At 30.0% G+C, this 15325-nt stretch carries 28 protein-coding genes and 1 tRNA gene; 11 read left to right on the plus strand and 18 right to left on the minus strand.

Annotated features, from left to right (window positions below):
• Position 1 precedes the first annotated feature (1 nt).
• The 7 genes from RH95_RS02395 to RH95_RS02425 form a co-directional block, all read right to left on the minus strand.
• The gene (locus RH95_RS02395; RefSeq protein WP_010242856.1) at positions 2-244 is read right to left on the minus strand and encodes a hypothetical protein; all 243 of its coding nucleotides are present in this window, start codon (positions 242-244) and stop codon (positions 2-4) included.
• 10 nt (positions 245-254) lie between these two features.
• A complete protein-coding gene (locus RH95_RS02400; RefSeq protein WP_010242858.1) occupies positions 255-557 on the minus strand; it encodes a hypothetical protein in 303 nt (100 codons plus the stop codon).
• Entirely contained in the window at positions 554-1147 is a 594-nt protein-coding gene (locus tag RH95_RS02405; protein ID WP_010242860.1) for a Rossmann-fold NAD(P)-binding domain-containing protein, read from the minus strand. The genes RH95_RS02400 and RH95_RS02405 overlap by 4 nt, the downstream gene beginning before the upstream one ends.
• 174 nt (positions 1148-1321) lie before the next feature.
• On the minus strand, positions 1322-1693 hold the full coding sequence (locus RH95_RS02410; RefSeq protein WP_010242861.1) for a RusA family crossover junction endodeoxyribonuclease: 372 nt from the start codon (positions 1691-1693) through the stop codon (positions 1322-1324).
• The gene (locus tag RH95_RS02415) at positions 1693-2526 is read right to left on the minus strand and encodes a DUF4373 domain-containing protein (protein ID WP_010242863.1); all 834 of its coding nucleotides are present in this window, start codon (positions 2524-2526) and stop codon (positions 1693-1695) included. The genes RH95_RS02410 and RH95_RS02415 overlap by 1 nt, the downstream gene beginning before the upstream one ends.
• A gap of 78 nt (positions 2527-2604) precedes the next feature.
• On the minus strand, positions 2605-3465 hold the full coding sequence (gene bet / locus RH95_RS02420) for a phage recombination protein Bet (RefSeq protein ID WP_010242865.1): 861 nt from the start codon (positions 3463-3465) through the stop codon (positions 2605-2607).
• An 11-nt stretch (positions 3466-3476) separates the two neighbouring features.
• Positions 3477-4013, minus strand: a complete 537-nt coding sequence (locus RH95_RS02425; protein ID WP_010242867.1) for a host-nuclease inhibitor Gam family protein — start codon at positions 4011-4013, stop codon at positions 3477-3479.
• 126 nt (positions 4014-4139) lie between these two features.
• Between RH95_RS02425 and RH95_RS09665 the strand changes: the two genes are divergently transcribed.
• Positions 4140-4277: a hypothetical protein gene (locus RH95_RS09665; protein ID WP_010242869.1), complete on the plus strand. Its 138-nt coding sequence runs from the start codon at positions 4140-4142 to the stop codon at positions 4275-4277.
• 34 nt (positions 4278-4311) lie between these two features.
• Here RH95_RS09665 and RH95_RS02430 read toward each other — a convergent pair whose 3' ends face one another.
• The 6 genes from RH95_RS02430 to RH95_RS02455 are packed head-to-tail and all read right to left on the minus strand — an operon-like array spanning position 4312 to position 6115.
• The gene (locus tag RH95_RS02430; protein ID WP_010242871.1) at positions 4312-4521 is read right to left on the minus strand and encodes a helix-turn-helix domain-containing protein; all 210 of its coding nucleotides are present in this window, start codon (positions 4519-4521) and stop codon (positions 4312-4314) included.
• Positions 4521-4748, minus strand: coding sequence for a hypothetical protein (locus RH95_RS02435; protein WP_010242873.1), 228 nt, complete (start codon positions 4746-4748; stop codon positions 4521-4523). Before RH95_RS02435 ends, RH95_RS02430 begins: the two co-directional genes overlap by 1 nt.
• 56 nt (positions 4749-4804) lie before the next feature.
• A complete protein-coding gene (locus RH95_RS02440; RefSeq protein ID WP_010242875.1) occupies positions 4805-5554 on the minus strand; it encodes a hypothetical protein in 750 nt (249 codons plus the stop codon).
• The gene (locus RH95_RS02445) at positions 5532-5717 is read right to left on the minus strand and encodes a hypothetical protein (protein WP_010242877.1); all 186 of its coding nucleotides are present in this window, start codon (positions 5715-5717) and stop codon (positions 5532-5534) included. The genes RH95_RS02440 and RH95_RS02445 overlap by 23 nt, the downstream gene beginning before the upstream one ends.
• 10 nt (positions 5718-5727) lie before the next feature.
• Entirely contained in the window at positions 5728-5913 is a 186-nt protein-coding gene (locus RH95_RS02450) for a hypothetical protein (protein WP_010242879.1), read from the minus strand.
• Between the two features lies 1 nt (position 5914).
• Positions 5915-6115 carry a helix-turn-helix domain-containing protein gene (locus RH95_RS02455; RefSeq protein WP_010242881.1) on the minus strand — a complete coding sequence of 67 codons (201 nt, stop codon included), beginning with the start codon at positions 6113-6115 and terminating at the stop codon, positions 5915-5917.
• 62 nt (positions 6116-6177) lie between these two features.
• On the opposite strand from RH95_RS02455, the gene RH95_RS02460 reads away from it, so the two are divergent.
• Positions 6178-6978 carry a TIGR02391 family protein gene (locus RH95_RS02460; RefSeq protein WP_010242883.1) on the plus strand — a complete coding sequence of 267 codons (801 nt, stop codon included), beginning with the start codon at positions 6178-6180 and terminating at the stop codon, positions 6976-6978.
• On the opposite strand, the gene RH95_RS02465 is transcribed toward RH95_RS02460, so the two are convergent.
• Both RH95_RS02465 and RH95_RS09560 read right to left on the minus strand, forming a co-directional pair.
• Positions 6929-7195 (minus strand): hypothetical protein, encoded by a 267-nt coding sequence (locus RH95_RS02465; RefSeq protein ID WP_010242885.1) that lies wholly within the window; start codon positions 7193-7195, stop codon positions 6929-6931. The two genes, RH95_RS02460 and RH95_RS02465, sit on opposite strands and share 50 nt — an antisense overlap.
• Before the next feature lie 268 nt (positions 7196-7463).
• Entirely contained in the window at positions 7464-7619 is a 156-nt protein-coding gene (locus RH95_RS09560) for a hypothetical protein (RefSeq protein WP_158309960.1), read from the minus strand.
• A gap of 94 nt (positions 7620-7713) precedes the next feature.
• On the opposite strand from RH95_RS09560, the gene RH95_RS02470 reads away from it, so the two are divergent.
• Complete coding sequence (locus RH95_RS02470; protein ID WP_010242887.1) at positions 7714-8295, plus strand: hypothetical protein; 582 nt, start codon at positions 7714-7716, stop codon at positions 8293-8295.
• A gap of 136 nt (positions 8296-8431) precedes the next feature.
• On the opposite strand, the gene RH95_RS02475 is transcribed toward RH95_RS02470, so the two are convergent.
• A complete protein-coding gene (locus RH95_RS02475; RefSeq protein ID WP_010242889.1) occupies positions 8432-8650 on the minus strand; it encodes a helix-turn-helix transcriptional regulator in 219 nt (72 codons plus the stop codon).
• Positions 8651-8817: 167 nt separating this feature from the next.
• Between RH95_RS02475 and RH95_RS02480 the strand changes: the two genes are divergently transcribed.
• The 8 genes from RH95_RS02480 (at position 8818) to RH95_RS02515 (ending at position 14229) form a co-directional block, all read left to right on the plus strand.
• Positions 8818-9183: a helix-turn-helix domain-containing protein gene (locus RH95_RS02480; protein ID WP_010242891.1), complete on the plus strand. Its 366-nt coding sequence runs from the start codon at positions 8818-8820 to the stop codon at positions 9181-9183.
• A gap of 87 nt (positions 9184-9270) precedes the next feature.
• Entirely contained in the window at positions 9271-9507 is a 237-nt protein-coding gene (locus RH95_RS02485; RefSeq protein WP_158309961.1) for a hypothetical protein, read from the plus strand.
• Between the two features lie 181 nt (positions 9508-9688).
• Positions 9689-10138, plus strand: a complete 450-nt coding sequence (locus RH95_RS02490) for a DUF6978 family protein (RefSeq protein ID WP_010242896.1) — start codon at positions 9689-9691, stop codon at positions 10136-10138.
• A gap of 8 nt (positions 10139-10146) precedes the next feature.
• Entirely contained in the window at positions 10147-10920 is a 774-nt protein-coding gene (locus tag RH95_RS02495; protein ID WP_010242898.1) for a DUF1829 domain-containing protein, read from the plus strand.
• A gap of 63 nt (positions 10921-10983) precedes the next feature.
• Positions 10984-11544: an ImmA/IrrE family metallo-endopeptidase gene (locus RH95_RS02500; RefSeq protein WP_036742985.1), complete on the plus strand. Its 561-nt coding sequence runs from the start codon at positions 10984-10986 to the stop codon at positions 11542-11544.
• Positions 11545-11560: 16 nt separating this feature from the next.
• The gene (locus RH95_RS02505; RefSeq protein ID WP_010242902.1) at positions 11561-11941 is read left to right on the plus strand and encodes a hypothetical protein; all 381 of its coding nucleotides are present in this window, start codon (positions 11561-11563) and stop codon (positions 11939-11941) included.
• A 171-nt stretch (positions 11942-12112) separates the two neighbouring features.
• Positions 12113-13105, plus strand: a complete 993-nt coding sequence (locus RH95_RS02510; RefSeq protein WP_010242905.1) for an Abi family protein — start codon at positions 12113-12115, stop codon at positions 13103-13105.
• A gap of 110 nt (positions 13106-13215) precedes the next feature.
• The gene (locus tag RH95_RS02515; protein WP_010242908.1) at positions 13216-14229 is read left to right on the plus strand and encodes a tyrosine-type recombinase/integrase; all 1014 of its coding nucleotides are present in this window, start codon (positions 13216-13218) and stop codon (positions 14227-14229) included.
• Positions 14230-14354: 125 nt separating this feature from the next.
• Here the strand turns inward: RH95_RS02515 and RH95_RS02520 are convergent.
• Both RH95_RS02520 and RH95_RS02525 read right to left on the minus strand, forming a co-directional pair.
• A tRNA-Lys gene (locus tag RH95_RS02520) sits at positions 14355-14430 on the minus strand.
• Between the two features lie 92 nt (positions 14431-14522).
• Positions 14523-15191, minus strand: a complete 669-nt coding sequence (locus RH95_RS02525) for a GntR family transcriptional regulator (protein ID WP_010242910.1) — start codon at positions 15189-15191, stop codon at positions 14523-14525.
• Between the last annotated feature and the right edge of the window lie 134 nt (positions 15192-15325).

Below are 15325 nucleotides of genomic sequence, written 5' to 3' on the forward strand. Positions count from 1 at the left end.
TCTATTTATTATCTAAACTGTAATCTTCGATTCTATCAGCAACCTCAAAATAATCTTCCGTATCGTCTATTTCCGTAAATTTCTTTCTTAATTTATTTACTTCTTCTATATAATTTTTTGTGTTTTCAAAATTATCGCCATTCTTTGAAAGAATCTTATAGGCTTTTTTTAACCTTATTTCTTCATCTGCTAAAAGCCCATGAATTAAATTTAATTCATAATCATTAATTGTTATTGTATTCACTCTTCCACCTCTAAATTTCTAAATCAATGCTTGCTTCTTCTCTAAGTGTATTAGCAATATCTTTAAGATCTAAATAGTCTTTATCAATGCTGTCGTACATATCAATTAAGTTCTCATAAAACCTCTTAAGTCTTTGACCGCCAAAGCCGAAGAAGTCTCTCAAGACCATCATTGGTGCATACATACTCCACTTTGAGGCCCTATCTATTGCACTTTTCTCCCCATCTTCAAAAGCCTTTTTCTTAATTGCCTCTATCTGTTCCCATGTCAGGTTGTATGTTGCTACTTTCTTTTTCTCTTTTTTCTTTTTCATTCTTCTAGCCTTTCTTTTAGAACCTCAACAGTTGGCACTGTAGTTATTTTTATAGGATCTTCAAGGTCATCCGATAAGTCCACTTTAATATCAATCATTCTTGTAAGTTCCCTGTCCATCTCAAACTCATCTTGACCACTTGCAGATATCAAAATATCAACATCAGTCATTGTCAGCAAGTTGTCTATACAAGGATAGCTAGAGTTAAGGCTTATAACATTTGCCCCACGTTCAATAAGTTCTTTTGCTAGTGGAATTCCTAAGACATCAGATTGATTTATGATAACCACTGTCTTTTTATCTACTGGACCAATAATCCTAATAATAGCTTCAGCAGTTATTGTTAATCTTCCAGTTGCCACTCCCTCAATGTCATAACGTGGATGCCTTTCTAAAAATCCCACTGCATTTCTAGCAGTATTTTCATCAAGTGGCTTCAGGAATAAAACTTTATAAGGATCTCGAAGAATACCATCTTTACTGACATCAGCAACTATTGCCTCAGGAATTTGCCTTTTAATAGCCTTGATGTAACTATCCCTGCCCTTGTCCTCTATTTCTTTGTCATATACAACTATAAAATTTTCCATGCTCTCTCCAATCTACTCAACACTTACCTGTTAATCGTGAGTTTATTAATAACTAACCCTCTACAAGCTTGTAAAATGCTAGTTTAATCGTGAGTTAATCGTGCGAATTTTATAAAACACCGATTATTACCGATTATTTTATAGCGTTAAAACATTAACATTTCTTAACATTTTTCACTTTCTAACTTCTTCCAAATAAACCTCAACCCTTGGATTTTCCTTGTCATAAAGAACCCTTGAACCATCATGTGACACAATAATATTTGCATTGTCATCTTCGATGACTTCAGCAGCAACTAAAATGTCACAAGTGGCTTCCAAGAGATTTACTAAATCAACTTTGTGTCTTGTTGGCATAAAATAAAGACACTGAAGGTTATACTTTCCACTAAGTTTTTGCTTGTAGGGTCTTGTGATTTGCCTTAAACAGTCCTTTTCATAAGCAACATAAGCCTTTGAAGGCAGGAGTTTATGATATCCTCCACATTTAACAATTCTTGAAGAGTTTTTCTTAGTTATTGGTCTTCCATAAAGCGTTAAGTTCACTAGATATCAACTCCTAACTTCTCAAATCCTGCTTTTTGTTTTTGCATTGCCATTTCTTCCAGGTCTTCTGCAGAATAGGAATCAGTAATCTGCTTGAAGTTCTTAAACTTATTTTTATTCACAGGTTTAAAATCTCTAAATTTACCATCACAAAGCTTAACCAGAAAGGAGTTTGAAGCAGTGTTAAGATCAAAATTATCGCAGACCCATTTGCTTTTAGAAAGCTCCTCAATTAGCTTATTCACGTTAATATTTGAATTTATCTTTGTGAGGAAGTTAGAATCCACCTTAATTTTGAGCATGCTATTTAATAAAGAGATACTGTTATTAGACACACTATCCTTTACTTTACTTTCCTTTACTTTACTTTGTGTACTTTTGCTAACAATAACCCCAGTTTCTGCAACAGTAATGGGAGTTTCTGCAACAATAACCCCAGTTTTTGTAACATTAACTAATAAATAATCATCTATTAAGTTTTCTCTCTTTCTTCTTTTTGTTATTTCAAAGAATCTTTTTTGAATACCTTTAGAAGTTATAATTTTATATTTCTTAAATAATTCATTAGAAAATAGATCTACTTGCAAGCACTTTTTTAAAACTTCTTTAACATACACCTCTTTAGCCCCAACTGCGTCAGCAACTAAAAAGCATACATCTTCATCCCACTTCATGAAATACCCTTCATCTTTATAGATATTTCCGAGCAGCAGTATAATTATCGCAATACTATTTGGCCCACAAGACTTCATAATTTTTCTAATTTTTATATCATTCATGAAATCAACATCTAAAGGATAATACTCTATCCCTCTACTTAAAGGTCTTGCCATGTTAAAAACTCCTTTCAAGTTGCTAGCCCCGACATAAGTCAGTAGCTAGCACCCAAATTTTGTTTGTTTTTATTAGGATTAACCTTCAAAAGGAGTACCCTTTAAAAAATCTTCCTCTTCTTCAACTTCTTCAACAACTTCTGCATCTTCAATATTTTCAACTTCTTCTGTCTTAGATAGACTTAAAAGCTTTGTAATATCTTCGCAGATTCCAGCAAAATCATCTTTCTTTATATTCCTAGTACTTTCATATCCGTACTTACTTAAAACTGCCTTAACAACCTCAGCCTTACCTTCAGCTAGGTCAAATATTTTCTTTCTGTCGCAATTTCCAATAAATTCATCTTTATTTTCTAAAACAATGGTATCTTCAATTGATGGATCACTTCCCATTTCCTCCGCAGCATAAAGTTGAGATAGATCATCAGGAAATGCCTCTCTTAAAGCTTGAACTAGAGCAACCTTTCTTATCATAATGGCAGGCATGTTCTTCCAAGTTGCAGTTCCCTTATTAAACTCAGAAAGTGCTACTGTGTGGTCAAATGGGACATCCCAATCCTTTATATAAATTGATGCCCAACCACCTACTAAGTTTTCTTGACCCTTTAGGTAGAAAGTTCCCTCTCTCTTTTCGATACCTCTTTCGCTTTGAACTATAATTCCAGCTTTGAAGCCCCTAAAACTTTCATTGGTACTTGCCCTCTTTAGAAAGACATCCTTACCAGTTATGATGTTTGCATCATTGCCAAATTTAATAAGGTAGGCTTCCTTTAAAAAGGGATTCAACTTTTGAGCCTTACAAAGTTCCAAAAATAGTTTTAATTCCTTATCTGTAACCTTGTCAGCATCTCCAGTAACCAAAAACTTCTTAACATCACTTTGAGTCAGTGTTATCTCTTGACCATTAGTTTCGTATTTAACCATTAATTCCTTTGACATAAATTTCCCCCTCAGTATTTAACATTAAAATTTCTAAACTCGGTAATTGTAATACCTTCAATGACTTCTCCGTTTCCATCAACTACAATATTATCTGCAACTAAATTCAAATCTTTCTTTAGCTTAGTCTTATCAATGGACTTCTTAACCTTGATATAGTCGTCTAAGTGCTTATCTTCCAAATCTTTTAATAGGACTTCCTCGTCATAGTTCCATTTCTTTTGAACCTTGCCATAAGATGCAGAGCCTTTTGCAGTCTTTAACTTAAAGTCCTTATCTTCTTCTAGTCTTTTATCTGTATAGATTCTTAAAAGTCCTTCAAAGTATGCAATATCATCTGCAGCCTTCTTCTCCTCAGCTTCAATATATTCCTTGTACTTCCTAATCTCTTCTTCAGCATAGGCCTTTCTTTCTTCAAGGTTAGCCTTTATGCCCTTAAGTCTTTCAAAGCACCAGTCAGCACCTGAAAGAGAAGTAATTTCAAAGGCTTCTCTTTTCTCTTCAACTTCTACATCTTCAATTTCATCGATTAATTTTAAATTTTCCATAAGATCTCCTTTTATATTTTTAATTTTATTAAAAACACAATATGTTGGTGTTTAGTTTTTCTTTCTTGAAATACCATACAATATATAGTACAATTAAAGAAATCTAATATAGGGAGGTGATATTTATTGAAAAACTCAAAACAAACTTCCAAAAGAGCTGCTAGTGCTGCTTCAAGAGTGCTTCGTGACGGTAGAACTTCTAAAGCATCAAAAACAGCTGCAGGAAGTGCTCTATCTCAAAAAGCCTCAAGAAAAACTAAATAACTAACCAACTGAGCAAGATAATGATCTTGCTCTTTTACATATTCATAAAAATTTCTGTAATATCCTTTTTATTTAGCTTAAGAACTCTAGAAATGTTTTTTATATCTTTCAAAGTTAGATTTTCTCCACTATTAGCTATTCTTCTATATAAAGTATCTCTATTCATTCCAATTTCTTTAGCTAGTAAAGTTATATTTAAATTGTTTTCAGCTACTTTTCCTTTTAGTTTTAAAATATCAAGCATTAATAGCAAACCTTTCTTAACTCTCTTCTTCCAAAATCTTCAGTAATTCTGCTAACTTTGATGTTACTTACTTCCTGAGTTCCATTGATATTAAAATTATTTAAAATTTTATCAACTGTGTAGCAATAACCGTTTTGTGTAAGCTCCTCAACAGTGTGATTTTCTAGTAACATCTTCAAAGTCTCTTGATCCTTAAAATCAAGTTCAAATTCAATTTTAAATTTCATAATTTCCCCCTTATTTGTGGTATAATAAAGGCAAATAAAATATATTTATAATTTATTTAGTCCTGTTGTTTAGTCGCTGCAGGACTTTTTTCATTTGCCTTTTCTTTTAAATTTCCAAATTGTTTACTAACTATCCAACCTTTTGTGACTACAGACCCATTAAAGTCTTTTTTATTTGCATGAACATTCGAGTAAGTAAACCCACAAATTTCAGCTAGTTCTTTTAAGGTCTTTGTTTCTACCTTAGCCCCAGTTTCAATATTTACTGCAAGCCAAGATTCCAATAAATCGTATGCTAATCTTTGCAATTTTAAAGCCTTCGCCATAGTAATCAAGCTGTTGCCAGTTAAGTTTCTGCCAAGCAAATGACAACCAATATTTCTTGGTAACATTAATATATTGTCTACTGCCAAATTATCTTTATTTCCATCAATAAAGAATCTAGTTTCAGCATCTTTACCTTTTTGATTAATAGTTTTAAAGCCAAATCTTCTTCCCCAAAGCTTAATACTTGCATAAGATAAATCTATATCTAATCTATCTTTTATAATTTTCATAAGTTCAACCTTAGTCACTTTGCCAGAATACTCATCCATTATTTTTTTAATATCTGACTTTTTAACTCCGTTTATATAATCGTCAGCATAGATCCCATTTTCTCTTAGTATTACTGACACTATTGAACTGCTTATATCTAATCTTCTTGCCATTTCTCGCCCTGAAAGTTTAGTAAAGTTTTTAAGAATAAACTCTTTTCTATCTTCTGGACTAACAAAAACTAGGCTATATAATTTCGGTTTTAACATTTTGTTTTTCAGCCCTAATTATTACTTGAGCATTATTTATTATTTGCTTTGCCATATTAGAAATAGCATTTGCCTTATCAATATCAAAAGCATTCTTTTCAGTATCATCTGCTAATTTTTCTATTTCCTTACCTAATAATTCGTGTAAATCTGTTAATTTCATTCTTTCACTCCTAAAATAAATTAATTAAATAGCTAAAAACCTTGTCAATAACTGTCACTCCTGCATATATAGAGAAAAACAATAGCTTTATAAAGAAATTAGCCAACCAATAACCTAAAATAACAAGTAAGCCAATCCCTAAAATTCTTCTTGCAAGAACTGGTATCTTATAACAACTAATACTTAAAGCTTTCATTTTAACCTCCTAAATAACTTTCAACATTTCCTACATAATCTTCCAACTTTTTCCTAAAAATAATGTAAGAGTACTGCTTTTCATTGAGAATTGCAGCTCCAAAAGGCAATACCCCTTGTTGCAACCCAAGCCTTATAGTTTGCTCAGGCTTCCCAAGGATTTTCGCAGCATCTTTTATAGTTAAAGTAAGGTCACTTAACATAACTACACTCCTTTTAATTCAATTTACATATTTGCTATAATCATCATAAGGAGATGATTAAGTTGATTTATTTTAATACCTCACAACAGCTAGAAAACTTGTGTAAAGCATTATCTGAATTTACAACTGGCTCTAAAATAACCAACATGTTTGATAACTTAAATTTGAATGAAACTCCACAACAACCTAACGATACTAAATGGAGAAGATTGCATACTGCTTTCTGTAATTCTCAAAACAGTTCCAAATCTAGTGCCAAAATAATCCAATGTATTGAATGGATAATCTGTCCTCAAAACTTCATAAATGATAAGAATGCTTGGTCAGATGCAAAAAATACAATTAACAAAGTCATTCAATTTAATGGATTAAAATTAAATGATTCAGGTAAAGTTATTCAAATATCTAAACCAAAAAACTATTGTGAAGCTTATAAAAGATATTCATCATTAAAAAATAAATTAGATCCATTTAAAATTCACCCAAGAATTTTGTCTATTTGTAACCAAGAACTTCTCTCAAAGGATTATTACAGTTTAATTTTTGAAAGTTCAAAACTTGTTATTAAAAAAATTCAAGAAATTTCAGATTACGAGTTTGATGGGATAAATTTAATTAATAAATGTTTTGACTCCAAAAACCCAGTAATTGTTCTAAACTCTTTATCCACTAACCAAGAAAAAAATCTTTACTTTAGCTTAAAAGCTATGTTAAATCTTATTATCTACATGTATAGAAATCCTAAAGCTCATGAATTAAAGGCCTATGATACATCTTCCGAAAAAGATGCAATAGAAGCTCTAATTCTAATATCTAAAGCTTTGACTTTACTTGATGATTGTTCAAAGTCTTCCATTCATTGAGGTCTATCTCTTCATCAGTCACTGTTGCAATTATTCCTGTACTCTCATAAAAAGCTTCAAGCTTACCAGCATATTGGTAGGCTATTTCTTTTGAAACAAAGAACACTGAATCTCTTTTTGAAAGTGATAATGTTCCTTCCAAGTCTGCCAAGTACCTGTCGATTTTATTAATCCTAAATTTTAAAATATAAATCTTAAAATTCCTTTCCCCTTCCATCAATACCTCCCCTTTCAATTCAATTTTTCTATTTGATATAATCACTTCAAGGAGGTGATTATTATAAACGCACATATCAAACTTTTAAATGGCGACTCTGTCTTTATTAATGACTTAGAGTCAATATCCCATAAAGGCGATAGAAGCAGCGTAGAAGATGCTTATCCTAATTTTTCTTTCTATGCTAATTATTTCTATAACTTTATAGGTAAAAACAAATCCCTTTGTGTTTGTGGCAAAGACATACACCATGTAGAATTTTCAAATTCTAAATATTAATATTTAATTCAACAAGGGCATTACTAAGGTGGTGCTCTTGTTGTATTTTTTCAATAAAAACAATACACTCTTCAATTCTTTCTTTTTTCTTATCAAAGGGAATGCTTTCATTAAAGTTCAAATTTAAAATAATTTTATCCTTCATCAATACCTCCTCTCACTCTATCTGTTTACAACTAAATTCATCTTCAAGAATCAACACCACCATCTGTTATAATTACAGTAAGGAGGTGAATATAATGCGTGAAATCAAAAATATTTTCCATGATTCTTTGGATTATTTTAAAGAGCTATCAGATGATTTTGATTTATTTAGAAACGGTTCATATATAGACACAATTAAAGCCTTTTTTTGCTCAAATGAATACCCGAATTCTATACAAACTCTTGATAACATAATTCTAAAAGAAAAAGATATACTAGTTCATAAAACAACTAACACAGAATACACTATTCATGAGTTGAAGCCGATAACTATTTCTGATGAATTGACTGGATATATCGTTGGATATAAGGAAAGTCAATCCAACAACAATGTTTATAACATCAATTCAATCTCTGGCAATTCAGCGATTGGCACGAATGCTGTGTTTAATTATCAAAGTCAAACTATTGACGATCTTTTTAAAACAATAGATGAAGAACTCCCATTTAGTGAGGAAAAAAATCAACTGTTAAAAACTCTCCTTGAATTAAAATCCGAAGAAAAACCATTAGAGAAAAAATCTCTTGCAAAATTCTCAGATTTAATAAAAAAACATGAAAATCTTTTAATTCCTATCGGAACACTTATTGCAAAGATACTTTTTTCTGTTGATTAAGTTTAAAATATTAACCAAGTATAAAAAAGCAATCAGATCACTCTCAGATATTCCCTTATCTGGGAGTTTTATTAATTTAGATATCAATTCTGCCAAAATAGAATTAATCTCTCTCATCCATCTTCCACCTCCTAATTTAACAATTGGTTATTCTACTGTCAAAAAAAATTTCATTTACTTCATCATTTGATAAATCTAAAACTTTTGCTAAATTATCTATTTCAGTTCTTGTAAACTCCCTTTCTCCTCTTTCTTTGCGCGAGTAAGTTAATTCATGCACTCCAATAAGATTTGCTAATTGTTTTTGTGATAATTCTTTTTCAAGTCTTGCAATTCTTAATAATTTAAGATTCATTTAATCACCTCTCTTAATAACCATTTGTTATATACAATTTTACTAACCGTTTGTTATATTGTCAAGTATTTTTTGAAAATAAATTATATTTTTGGTTATATGTGTTTACCGAACGGTATATTTTAGTTATAATCTAATTACCAAAAGTTGTATTAGGTGGTGTGATTATGGATACTTTAGGTAAAAGAATTTTAAAGTTATTAAATGAAAAAAATTTAACTCAAAAAGAATTGGCAAAAATAGCTGGTACTACTGAAGTAACAATAGGTAGATATGTAAATGACAAAAGAGAACCAAGTGCTACTATGTTAGCTTCTATTGCCAACGCTTTGAATGTTAGTACTGATTACCTGCTTGGTCGCCCAGATGAACACCATATAACTAAAGAAAAATCTAAAGCAACAGAACTAGAAGAAGATTTCCCTGAAGGAGTATCTGTACTATATAGAGCAAACAAAAACCTCACACCTGAACAAAAAGAAATGATGCTTCGCATGATAAGAGCAACTTTTTTTGAAGATGAAGATAAGTAAATAATAAAGATTAGTAGGATGAAGATATATGCTGAACTCATAAGAAATTATGAGAAGTAAAAGATAAAAAACTTTTGCGATAACACGTTGAATATAAACACACTCGGAGCAGCTATGAGAGAAAGCGAAACTATTAAGAACGCAATGACTAATTTAAATCAAAAATCTAAAACACTTGAAACACATAGCGAAATTAAAAATGCCATAGAAAAATGGACTAATCCATTTGGAGGTGCTGCTATAGATGAAAATTTGTCCCTTTATGGAGTAATCTATAAAGTGCATTGGGTAAATTCAGGGGAACTCCTCATAGGACAATCCTGAGCCAAGCCAGAAAATCTTGTAAAAGTATCTGGAAGGTGCAACGCATAGATAGTGAGTAAAGAAACAATAATCTATCCACGAAAACCCAACATCCTACTTAACTATATTATAGCAAAAAAAGATGTTAAGAATGATAAAATTAAGTTTTTTTGAAGATGACGAGAAATAAAGTAGGTACTATATGAATTATGATGAACTAAACGAAGAATTATTTTCTCATATATTGTTATTAAATAAATTTTTTATTAAAAATCGTATTTCTTTAGATAAAGTATTTAATGAATTTATTATCGATTCTGATGATAGTAAATGTCAATTCATATTAAATACGCATCTAGGTGGAAATTATGAAAAAAGAATTATATTTAATTTGAGATATAAAAAATCTGATGAAATGGTATTTAGATTAGAAATTGATGGCAAACCTCATATAAATTTAGATGGAACTGTTACAGATAGAAACCATGTTCATATAAATAAATTCCATAATGGAAAAATACAAAAATATGGAATAAGCTTAAGCGAATTCTATGATATAATAATAAAAAATACAAGTGATATTTGTGAAGTCTTTGAAGAATTTTGTAAATACAATAAAATTAAGATTCCTGAATATCAAAAAGTTATGTAGGTGGTTTTATGACAATGTCAGGTTTAAAAAATCAATATTTAAAATTTTTAAATAACTTTGTCTCAGAAGTAAAAATTAATGATAGGGTTACTAGAATTACTACGCCTTTTTTAGATTCTGACAATGATTTGATTGAAATTTATATCGAATATAAAGGTTCAGATAATTATTATCTGACAGATGACGGTATAACATTAATTAATTTAGCTATGAAAGGCGTAAGTTTTGACAATGGTTCAAAACGTATAGAAAAGCTTAATAAGATAGTGACCGATCATGGCGTTTCCATTAATTCTAATGCACTCTTTACAGTTTCCAATAAAAAAGAGCTCCCTTTAAAACTGTTCTTTCTATCTCAAGCAATCCAGAAAGTGTCTGATTTGTATGTATTAAATAAACCATCAATTGTTAATATTTTCAATGACGATGTTAAACTGTTTTTTGATAAAAATGAAATAAGATATACTGAAGACGTTGTTTTGATGGGAAAAAGTAATTTAGGAACAAAATACGACTTTATAATACCTAAATCAAAAAATGCACCTGATAGACTTATACAAACTTGTAATACAATTGAACTAGGTCGTGCTCGAACATTTTTATTTGGTTGGATGGATACTGTTGATAAAAGAAAGGATAACTCCCAACTTTATATAATTTATAACGATTCATCTAAAGATACAACTTCAGAAATAGAGGGTGCTTTAAATAATTATGGTGCTAAATCTATACCATGGAGTAATATAAATGATGATAATTATAAAAAACTGTTAATAGCTTAAAATATATAGGGGAAAACTTCCCTTATATATTTTTTAACCACAAAAGAACAAAGATTTGATAATATGGACTTACTAAACTACAATTTACGCTGTGCCGTTAGCATGGCACATTTCGTACACAAAAAAATTACATACGAAGAAATGCTACTGCCAATAAATGTTGAAGATATCATAAAATACAGACCAGATATTAAGGTGGCAAAAGAAGACCTCTTAGGATTAGATGGATATAGTATTTATAATGATGTCACTAAAAAATATGTCATTGCCCTTGATAACGTAAATTTTGAACTGTCGCGTCAAAGATTTACCCTTGCCCATGAACTTGGCCATATATTTCTGCAACATCACACCAAATATAAATATTTAAATGATTATGTAAAGGAAAAATCTGCAGATGCCTTTGCAGGAGAACTCTTAATGCCTAGAGATATGATGTATAAGACAGCAAAGTTCCCACCAAATTATGTCTTGGACTTATATGGAGTTAGCTACAGTGCCTACGAGCAAAGAAAAAGATTTTTAGATGAGATGGAAGATTTTAACCAAAAAGTTGAAGAAAAAAGAATAATGTCAATAAAAGATGTCATTAAATACTCAAAACACGCTTTAATCTTAGATTAAAAAAAAGGAGAAAACCATGTCAAAAGAATACAGAGTAATAGAAATATTAAATAAAAACGAATTGCTAATCAACTATGGTTCCAATCAAGGGGCATCTGTTGGTAGAAAAGTAACCATAACTATAAAAGGTGAGGAGATAACTGATCCTGAAACAAATGAAATCCTTGGCACTTTAGATATTATAAAAGGAAATCTGGAAATTTACACAGTCTATCCTAATTTTTCAATTTGTAGAGATTTAACTTATGAAGATAGAGACATTATCAAGCCCTTTGGAATGAGAACTAAAACAATAGTTAGAACGAATCCTTTGAATATTTCTGAAGACGATATAAGCGGAAGATGGCCAAAAACTATACCTCCTATAAAGGTTGGGGATATTGTTAGTGTTCAATAATCACTTAACTTTATTTTATATGTATTGACATGTTATTACATTTTGATATAATACTAATATACCGGGTTGGAAAAATGTCCAATCATCTACAAAGCCGGAGTGTTATTTCAAAATAATAACACTCCGGTTTTTTGTTGCATAAAATTAATAATTATAAAGGATTTTAAAGATATGGAAGATATTAATTACGATAAGCCTTTCTTAACATTTGATGAACAAATAGATCATCTAGCAAATACTTATAATTTAATCATTACAGATAGAAATCAAGCAAAATTATTACTCTCCTCTCTCTCATACTATGATTTAATAAATGGCTACAAAGAATGTTTTATGGTCAATGAAAAGTATATAGATAACATAAAAATTGAAGATTTATATGACTTTTTGGAGCTTGATAGGACACTACAGAGCATATTAATAAAGTATAGCATTTATGTTGAAAATAGGTTCAAAAATTTACTAGCGTATGAGATTGCAAAAAATTATGGAGTGTCTATGGATCTCTATTTAAATAGGACTAATTATAAACCATCAAGCAGGTTAGAATATATTTTAAATAGACTTTTTAAAATTCCAAACAGTAAACATGTTCTTAATCCTACTAGACACTACTTAAAAAAGAATCATATACCACCTTGGATTTTATTTAAAAACGCTACTTTTAACGATACAATTGACCTTTTTGCAAACCTGAAAAATAAAGACGCTATAACAATCAGTGATTATCTTTTTAGCAATTTTATCGATTTAGATGAGAATTATAAAAAAGAATTTTCAATAAATAGTTTAATTATAGTTAGAAAATTCAGAAATAAAATAGCTCATAATTTACAATTTATTAAGTTTAGATCTAAACCAAATCAACTTATTCTTAAAAAAATTTCTCCCTTGTTTTATGGATCCTTAATTGAAAAGGAGGATTTCGAAATAAAAAGAGGTATGAGCGATCCTTACGCAATGATACTTTCTATAATTTCTTTGCTGAATGAAGACTTCTTGGTTTTTAAATTTATATTAGATTTACAAAGATTGTTTTTTATATATAAGAATGATCCAAAAGGCAATGGAGATGAAATGCTAAAAAGATATTGCGATATAACTAATATTCCGTATAACTTAGACGAGAGATTTGAAAGGTTTATTATAAAAAAAGTATATTAAAAAAATCCCCTACTCTACCGCCATAGAATAAGGGATTCAGGCTATGAGATTACCGCTATAACCTAAAATAATTATATCACATAGCCTAGTTTATAACTAGGAGGAAGATTATGAGATTACCCAATGGCTATGGAAGTGTATATAAACTTTCTGGCAATAGAAGAAAACCATGGAGGATATTGGCTCCTGCCGATAAGTTTGGCAACCAAAAGACAATAGGATATGCAAAAACAAAATCAGAGGGACTTACTATGCTATCTGATTACAATCAAAGTAAACCTCAAGACAGTAAACCGCCACTATCAGAAATATTTGAAAGCTTTATGATCACAAAAAGACATAAAGCACAAAAAACACAAGATATGTACTATACAACTTGGAATTACTTTGAAGACTTAGAAGATGAGCCCATAGACACAATCAAGTCAAGACACATACAAGATATAGTTGATAATCTTTTAGACGAAGGTAAAAGCTACTCTTCAGTCCACAAAGTAAAAGTATTAGCATCACAACTATATAAAATAGCAATGCAAGATGACTTAATAAGCAAAAACTATGCTCAATTTATAATTCTACCCGACAAACCAAAACCTAACAATGCAACTTTTAGTGAATTTGAAATAAATAAACTATTTGAATTTGCAAAGAATAATTACTGGGCAAAAGTAATGGTAGTAATGATTTATACTTGTATGAGACCAAGTGAACTTTTAAATGTAACAAAATTTAATGTACATCTTAATGAAAACTACATCATAGCAGGTGGAAAAACAGAAGCAGGTACTGACAGATATATCCCAATCTACTACAAAATAAAACCCATAATAAAACAACTTATGGCAACAAAAGGATCAGAATATTTAGTATCTATGGAAGGGGAAAAAGTGAGATATAGATATTACTTAGATAAACACTATGAAGTAATAGAAGAATTAGGACTTCAAAAACTAACACCTCATAAATGTAGAAAGACTGGAGCAACAGAATTCCAAAAAATGGGAATGGATATGGTCACTTTACAAAAAATCATGGGTCATGAAGATTTTAAAACCACAGAAAAATATTATATAGGAGATCTAACGGAAGCACTTCAAAAAGAAATGCAACAACTAGCAAAATAATTTGTGCGTAGTTTGTGCGTTATTTGTGCGTTATCCAAAAAAATTCAGGCGAATTCAAGCGAATTTTATGTATTTAAAAATATAAAGCAAAAAGCCTGCGAACATTGAATTCACAGGCTTTTAAGTGGTGCACCTTTACGGACTCGAACCGTAGGCCCACTGATTAAGAGTCAGTTGCTCTACCAACTGAGCTAAAGGTGCAAATTTTACATTTTTGATATTTTCTCTTTACATTACCAATGCAACAAAAAACATTATAATTAAAAAAAACACTCTTGTCAAGTGTTTTTTAGTCAACTTTTAAACATTTTATAATCAGCTTGTTCTTCAAACATAGAGTAAATATTCTCTATAGTTTTTTCACTAGCTTTTCTTGCTTCTTTAGGTTTTTTTTCTTCAATTAATTTATAAACTTTTTGTAAATTATTAAAATGTTTTTTGTAATTTTTCTTATCTCTAAAAATAAAATTTCCAAATCTGTAAAGTCTTTGATTTATCATGTTCATAACTTCAATTAAAATTTCATTATTAAGAGAACTGACAAGTGCCATATTCCATTCAATAATCAAATTCTGAATCAATTCATCATCTTTGTTATCGATTGCAACACGCAGTTGTTCATTCACATCTTCAAAATATTTTGTCTTTTTATTAAGACCATTCTGTGCCAAAAGTTCAACAGCAAGTGGCTCTAGCGATTTCCTAACTATATAAAGATTTTTGGCTTCTTTTACAGAGATTTTAGAAACTATGTAAGATTTTCTCGGAAAGCTTGTAACAAGTCCATCTTCCTCAAGCTTTTTTAAGGCTTCTCTAACTGGAGTCCTACTAACTCCAAGTTCTGAAGCTATTTCCATTTCAATTAGTTTATCTCCTGGCAATAATTTATTTTTTAAAATTTTTTCTTTCAAATCTCTGTACACCAAATTACTAAGTGATTTTTTATTGCTACGAAGATCCAAAATTTTCCCTCCTCCCTTTTAATAAAATGTTTTCCTGAATCACATTTTTTCTTCTTTTTTATTATATCATATAATTTTATTTTGTTTATAATTTTTTATTTAAGGGTAAAAAATAAATATAAAATTAGAATAAT

The sequence above is a fragment of the Peptoniphilus rhinitidis 1-13 genome (genome assembly GCF_000246925.1).
GTDB classification, from domain to species: Bacteria; Bacillota; Clostridia; order Tissierellales; family Peptoniphilaceae; genus Peptoniphilus_A; species Peptoniphilus_A lacydonensis.

Bases quoted from the DNA above. Each gene is read 5' to 3' on its own strand.
- RH95_RS09560 (WP_158309960.1), bottom strand. From the start codon at position 7,619: ATGAAGGATAAAATTATTTTAAATTTGAACTTTAATGAAAGCATTCCC.
- RH95_RS02505 (WP_010242902.1), top strand. From the start codon at position 11,561: ATGTCAAAAGAATACAGAGTAATAGAAATATTAAATAAAAACGAATTG.
- RH95_RS02445 (WP_010242877.1), bottom strand. From the start codon at position 5,717: ATGAAATTAACAGATTTACACGAATTATTAGGTAAGGAAATAGAAAAA.
- RH95_RS02450 (WP_010242879.1), bottom strand. From the start codon at position 5,913: ATGAAAGCTTTAAGTATTAGTTGTTATAAGATACCAGTTCTTGCAAGA.
- RH95_RS02480 (WP_010242891.1), top strand. From the start codon at position 8,818: ATGGATACTTTAGGTAAAAGAATTTTAAAGTTATTAAATGAAAAAAAT.
- RH95_RS02455 (WP_010242881.1), bottom strand. From the start codon at position 6,115: ATGTTAAGTGACCTTACTTTAACTATAAAAGATGCTGCGAAAATCCTT.
- RH95_RS02425 (WP_010242867.1), bottom strand. From the start codon at position 4,013: ATGGAAAATTTAAAATTAATCGATGAAATTGAAGATGTAGAAGTTGAA.
- RH95_RS02440 (WP_010242875.1), bottom strand. From the start codon at position 5,554: ATGTTAAAACCGAAATTATATAGCCTAGTTTTTGTTAGTCCAGAAGAT.
- RH95_RS02430 (WP_010242871.1), bottom strand. From the start codon at position 4,521: ATGCTTGATATTTTAAAACTAAAAGGAAAAGTAGCTGAAAACAATTTA.
- bet (WP_010242865.1), bottom strand. From the start codon at position 3,465: ATGTCAAAGGAATTAATGGTTAAATACGAAACTAATGGTCAAGAGATA.
- RH95_RS02465 (WP_010242885.1), bottom strand. From the start codon at position 7,195: ATGGAAGGGGAAAGGAATTTTAAGATTTATATTTTAAAATTTAGGATT.
- RH95_RS02500 (WP_036742985.1), top strand. From the start codon at position 10,984: ATGGACTTACTAAACTACAATTTACGCTGTGCCGTTAGCATGGCACAT.
- RH95_RS02405 (WP_010242860.1), bottom strand. From the start codon at position 1,147: ATGGAAAATTTTATAGTTGTATATGACAAAGAAATAGAGGACAAGGGC.
- RH95_RS02470 (WP_010242887.1), top strand. From the start codon at position 7,714: ATGCGTGAAATCAAAAATATTTTCCATGATTCTTTGGATTATTTTAAA.
- RH95_RS02515 (WP_010242908.1), top strand. From the start codon at position 13,216: ATGAGATTACCCAATGGCTATGGAAGTGTATATAAACTTTCTGGCAAT.
- RH95_RS02495 (WP_010242898.1), top strand. From the start codon at position 10,147: ATGACAATGTCAGGTTTAAAAAATCAATATTTAAAATTTTTAAATAAC.
- RH95_RS02475 (WP_010242889.1), bottom strand. From the start codon at position 8,650: ATGAATCTTAAATTATTAAGAATTGCAAGACTTGAAAAAGAATTATCA.
- RH95_RS02510 (WP_010242905.1), top strand. From the start codon at position 12,113: ATGGAAGATATTAATTACGATAAGCCTTTCTTAACATTTGATGAACAA.
- RH95_RS02490 (WP_010242896.1), top strand. From the start codon at position 9,689: ATGAATTATGATGAACTAAACGAAGAATTATTTTCTCATATATTGTTA.
- RH95_RS02435 (WP_010242873.1), bottom strand. From the start codon at position 4,748: ATGAAATTTAAAATTGAATTTGAACTTGATTTTAAGGATCAAGAGACT.
- RH95_RS02400 (WP_010242858.1), bottom strand. From the start codon at position 557: ATGAAAAAGAAAAAAGAGAAAAAGAAAGTAGCAACATACAACCTGACA.
- RH95_RS02415 (WP_010242863.1), bottom strand. From the start codon at position 2,526: ATGGCAAGACCTTTAAGTAGAGGGATAGAGTATTATCCTTTAGATGTT.